Origin of the sequence: Pseudonocardia sp. SID8383 (assembly GCF_009864975.1) — a bacterium.
GTDB classification, from domain to species: Bacteria; Actinomycetota; Actinomycetes; order Mycobacteriales; family Pseudonocardiaceae; genus Pseudonocardia; species Pseudonocardia alni.
This window is the reverse complement of sequence record NZ_WWFY01000963.1, coordinates 1-4,672: the sequence shown is the minus strand read 5'-3', so window position 1 is coordinate 4,672 and position 4,672 is coordinate 1. Positions and strand designations below refer to the sequence as shown.

Sequence of the window (4,672 nt, the reverse complement as noted above, 5' to 3'; positions counted from 1 at the left end):
GACGTCGCACGACCGGCCGGTCGCGGCGGCCGCGACCCGGGAGGGCTGAGCCGTGGCGATCCTCCAGGAGCCGCCCCGCACCGGCGTGGGAGAGACCGCGGCGCCCCCGCCGCGCGCACGCACGGCGCGGCGCCGCCTCCGGCTGCCGACCGTGCTCGTCCTGGTCGTGCTGGCGGTGCTCATCGTGCTGCCGGCCGCGATGGTGCTGCTCGCGGCGTTCAGCGTCGACGTCCCCCGCCCCGGGAACATCACCTGGGACCTCACGCTCGGCAACTTCGGGGTGTTCACCGACCCGCAGACACTGACGGCGTTCGGGAACTCGATGGTGATCGGCGTCGTCTCGACGGCGCTGGCCTGCCTCATCGGCGGGTCCCTCGCGTTCCTCGCCGCGCGCAGCGACATCCCGGTCCCGCGTTTCGTCTACCTGGTCGGCCTGATGCCGATCTTCCTGCCGTCCTACGTCGGCGCGCTGGCCTGGTCCATGCTCGGCAGCCCCAACGCCGGCCTGCTCAACATCGCGCAGGCCGATCTCGGACTCTCCCTGCCGCTGGACATGTACTCGGTGCCGGGGATGATCGTCGTCTTCGCGATGTACTACTCGCCCTACACCTTCCTGCTGGTGCACGGCGCGATGTCGATGATGAGCCCGGACCTGGAGGAGGCCGCGCGGGTGCACGGCGCCACGTCGCGCCGGATGCTGGGCCTGGTCTCGTTCCCGCTCGCCACCCCGGCGCTCATCGGCTCGGCGATGCTGACCTTCATCCTGGTCTTCGAGAACTTCCCGGTCGCCCAGGTGCTGGGCACCCCGGGCGGGGTGGACACCCTCCCGACGCTGATCTTCCGGCTGCTCAACACCAGCCCTTCACGGGGCAACGAGAGCGCCGCGATCGCGGTCGTGCTCGTCGCCGTCGTGCTGCTCGCCACCTGGCTGCAGCAGCGGATGCTGGCGAAGCGGTCGTTCACCACCGTCACCGGCAAGGGCGTCCGCCAGAAGAAGGTCGCCCTCGGCCGGGCCCGTATCCCGGTGTTCGCCACCGTGCTCGGCTTCTTCTTCCTGTCCATCGTGCTGCCGGTGCTGGCGCTCGTGACCGTCGCCGGTCAGAGCTCGCCCTACCTGACCTCGCTGACCCAGCTCGCCGAGCCGGGCGGGCTCGACTTCAGCTCGTTCTCCGACGTGCTGGTCTCGTCGAGCTTCCAGGAGGCGGCCTGGCACAGCCTCGTCGTGAGCGTGTTCGCGGCGAGCGCCGGCGTGGTGCTGGCGTTCCTGTGCGGCTACCTCGTCTACCGCACCCGGTCCACCGGGCGGTCGCTGGTCGAGGGGATCTCGATGATCCCCCTCGCGCTGCCGGCCGTCGTGCTCGGCATGGGTCTGCTGTGGACCTGGCTGGTCATGCCGGTCCCGCTCTACGGCACCCTCGCGGTCCTGGTCATCGCCTTCCTCGCGGTGCAGTCGCCGCAGGGGTTCCGGGGCGTGGCGTCGTCGATCCTCGCCACCGACCGGGACCTCGAGGACTCCGCGGTGATGCTCGGGGCCTCCCGGGCCCGTGCCGTCACGAGCGTCACGGTGCCGCTGATGAAGGTGGGCCTGCTGTCGACGTTCCTGCTGCTGCTCATGCTCAGCATGCGCGAGCTGACGGTGCCGCTGTTCCTCTACACCAGCGACACCGAGATCCTCTCGATCGCGATCTACGACGCCTTCGAGAACGGCGGCGCGCTGCGCGAGGCCGCGGCGATGAGCGTCATCTACACCGCCTTCATGTTCGTCCTGTCCTACATCCCCCGCCGCCTCGCGCGGTAGTCACACCGGCGGACGACGGCGTCCGTCCCGGCAAAGGAGCTGACCCATGAAGAGGACACGCACGAGCGGCCTGGTCGCCGCGCTCGCGGCGGGCGGCCTGCTGCTCGCAGGCTGCGGCGGGGGAGGTGGCGGCGGCACCGACACCGTCACCGAGGGGATGCTCGCGCTGCCCGCCGTGGACGACGCGAACGGCCTCGTCGTCGACGGCGAGCAGGTCGCCGACGCCGCCCTGCTGGAGGCCGCCCGCGGCGACACGCTCGTCTGGTTCACCGGGTCCGGCAGCGAGAGCGCCGAGCTGACCGCGGACCGGTTCACCGCGGAGACCGGCGTCCGGGTCGAGGTGACGCGGATGCCGTCGGCGAAGCTCAACGAGCGGGTGCTCAGCGAGGCCGGGGCCGGGCGGCTGTCGGCGGGCGTCGTCACCATCACCGACCCGCTGCTCGCCGAGGGCCTCGCCGAGCAGGACGTGTTCGTGCCCTACACCGAGATGCCGACCCACGACACGCTGACCGGCACCGAGAACGTGACGTGGGCCGGCGGGGCCTACTACACGTCGTACTACTCGGCCTACGCCTTCGCCTACAACGACCGGGCCGTCGAGGGCGGGGACGTCCCCGCCAGCTGGAACGACCTGCTGGACCCGCGGTGGAAGGGCCGCATGGGCGTCGTCAACGCCGGGGCGGGCGGCACCGTGCAGGGCCTGGCCGCGTTCCAGGAGGACGTCATCGGGCCGGACTACTGGGCCGGGCTCGCCGCGCAGCAACCGCGGATCTTCGACACCACCTCGGTGCAGCTGGAGGCACTCGCCCGCGGCGAGATCGAGATCGCGACAGCCGGCTTCAACAGCACCTACGGCGCGGAGCGCTCCGGGGCGCCGATCAAGCTCGTCGTGCCCGAGGAGGGCGTGTCCGGCACCTTCAACATGCAGGGCCTGACCAGCACCGGGCAGGACAGCCCGGCCGCGAAGCTGTTCATGAACTGGACCTGGTCGACGTCGGGCCAGCAGTTCGCCGCCGCGCAGGGGTTCATCGGGGCCCGCACCGACATCGAGCAGGTCCCGACCGGCGACTACCGGCTCCCGAAGGCCGACGACCCGTCGTTCGTCGTCTACACCCCGGAGCAGGCGGAGACCGAGGGCGCCGACACCGTCCGGCGCTGGAACCAGACCTTCGGCTTCAACGGCTGACCCGGTCCACCCCACGGGGTGCCCCGGTCCGACAGGACCGGGGCGTCTGCTGTCCCGGCCCCGCCGGCCTTGCCCGACCACCCCGCGGACGATCACCGGTTCCGTCGACGCGCACGCGATCGGGCGAGCGCCGGCGGGACCGGTGAGCGGGTCGTGGTCGGTGCTCAGTCCAGGAGGATCAGGGAGAGTTTGCTTGCGGCGCATGCCGGGCGGGGTGAGTGCTCCAGCTCCACGGTGACGTCGATCGCGACGAGGACGGCGCGGTCGCGAGGCTCGGCGTTCGCGACCGTCGCGTGCAGCCGGATGCGGGACCCCACCGGGACCGGTGCCGGGAAGCGGACCCGGTCCCAGCCGTAGTTGAGCCGCGCCGTCCCCAGTTCGAACCGGTAGAGGTCGCCGGCCAGCGCGGAGATCAGCGACAGCGTGAGCTGGCCGTGCGCGATCGTCCGGCCGTACGGCCCGGACGCGGCCCGCTCGCGGTCGACGTGGATCCACTGGTGGTCCCCGGTCGCCGCGGCGAACGCGTCGATGCGGTCCTGGTCCACGGTGGTCCACGGCCCCGGGCCGAGCTCGGCGCCGATCGCGGCGTCGAGCCCGTCCCGGGTGGAGACGACGAGCGGGCCGCCCGTCACATGAACCGCCCGCCGGTGACCTCGGCCGTCGTGCCCGTCATGTACGACGAGAGCGACGACGCGTAGAACAGCGCCACGTTCGCGACCTCGTCGATCTCGCCGACCCGCTGCATCGGGATCTCCGACATCTTCTGGTCCCACGCCTTCTGCGGCATCGCCTCGGTCATCGCCGACCGGATCAGTCCCGGCTGGATCGCGTTGACCCGTACGCCGTGGTGGGCCATCTCCTTGGCTGCGGCCTTCGTGAGCCCGACGATCCCGGCCTTCGCCGCCGAGTAGTTGGTCTGCCCGACCATCCCGACCTTCCCGGACAGCGAGCTGATGTTCACGATCGCGCCGGACTTCTGCTCCCGCATCCGTGCGGCGGCGAGCCGGGTGCCGTTCCAGGTGCCCTTGAGGTGGACCTGGATCACCAGGTCGAAGTCGTCCTCCGACATGGTGCGCATCGTGGCGTCGCGGGTGATCCCCGCGTTGTTGACGAAGACGTCGAGCGAGCCGAACGTCGTCACCGCGGTGTCGATCAGCGCGGCGACCTCCTCGGCGGAGACGACGTCGCAGCGGACGCCGACGGCGACCTCCTCGCCGCCGAGCTCCTTCGCGGCGGCGCGGGCCGCCGCCTCGTCGAGGTCGCCGAGCACGACGCGGGCGCCGTGGGCGACGTAGGTGCGGGCGATGGCGAGCCCGATGCCCTGGGCACCACCCGTCACGACGGCGGTGCGGCCCTCCAGCAGTGCGGTCATTCCGGTCCTCTCTCTGGTCGGTTCCCGGTCGCGTGGCGGGGCCACGGCGCCCGGGGGAGTCAGGTGAAGCGGGGTTCGCGGCGCTCGGTGAAGGCCGCCCGGCCCTCGGCGGCGTCCGGGCCCTGGCCTGCCAGCGACACGGCCACCCGCTCCGAGGCGAGGAAGTCGGCCAGACCCGCGTGGGCGCGGGCCGCGAGACGCTTGGTCAGGGCGTTCGACCCGCGGGGCCCGGCCGCCAGCCGCGCGGCGATCTCTGTGGCCCGCGCCGTCGCCGTCCCGGCGGGGACGACCTCGCTCACCAGGCCGGCGTCGGCCG

The 4,672-nt window shown here is 72.3% G+C and carries 5 protein-coding genes; 2 read left to right on the top strand and 3 right to left on the bottom strand.

The window, feature by feature from the left end; translation table 11 throughout:
* Positions 1 to 52 precede the first annotated feature (52 nt).
* Positions 53 to 1,798, top strand: coding sequence for an ABC transporter permease (locus tag GTW08_RS22995; protein ID WP_083658398.1), 1,746 nt, complete (start codon positions 53 to 55; stop codon positions 1,796 to 1,798).
* Between the two features lie 46 nt (positions 1,799 to 1,844).
* Positions 1,845 to 2,984 carry an ABC transporter substrate-binding protein gene (locus GTW08_RS22990; protein ID WP_073575187.1) on the top strand — a complete coding sequence of 380 codons (1,140 nt, stop codon included), beginning with the start codon at positions 1,845 to 1,847 and terminating at the stop codon, positions 2,982 to 2,984.
* A gap of 164 nt (positions 2,985 to 3,148) precedes the next feature.
* Here the strand turns inward: GTW08_RS22990 and GTW08_RS22985 are convergent, their stop codons facing one another.
* The 3 genes from GTW08_RS22985 to GTW08_RS22975 form a co-directional block, all read right to left on the bottom strand.
* Complete coding sequence (locus GTW08_RS22985) at positions 3,149 to 3,616, bottom strand: MaoC family dehydratase (RefSeq protein WP_073575186.1); 468 nt, start codon at positions 3,614 to 3,616, stop codon at positions 3,149 to 3,151.
* Complete coding sequence (fabG, locus tag GTW08_RS22980; RefSeq protein ID WP_073575185.1) at positions 3,613 to 4,356, bottom strand: 3-oxoacyl-ACP reductase FabG; 744 nt, start codon at positions 4,354 to 4,356, stop codon at positions 3,613 to 3,615. Before fabG ends, GTW08_RS22985 begins: the two co-directional genes overlap by 4 nt.
* Before the next feature lie 59 nt (positions 4,357 to 4,415).
* On the bottom strand, positions 4,416 to 4,672 hold a 257-nt coding region (locus GTW08_RS22975; protein WP_237454091.1), incomplete at its 5' end, for an enoyl-CoA hydratase/isomerase family protein.

Excerpts from the sequence above, each read along its gene's own strand:
- GTW08_RS22990 (WP_073575187.1), top strand. The coding sequence starts at position 1,845 with ATGAAGAGGACACGCACGAGCGGCCTGGTCGCCGCGCTCGCGGCGGGC.
- fabG (WP_073575185.1), bottom strand. The coding sequence starts at position 4,356 with ATGACCGCACTGCTGGAGGGCCGCACCGCCGTCGTGACGGGTGGTGCC.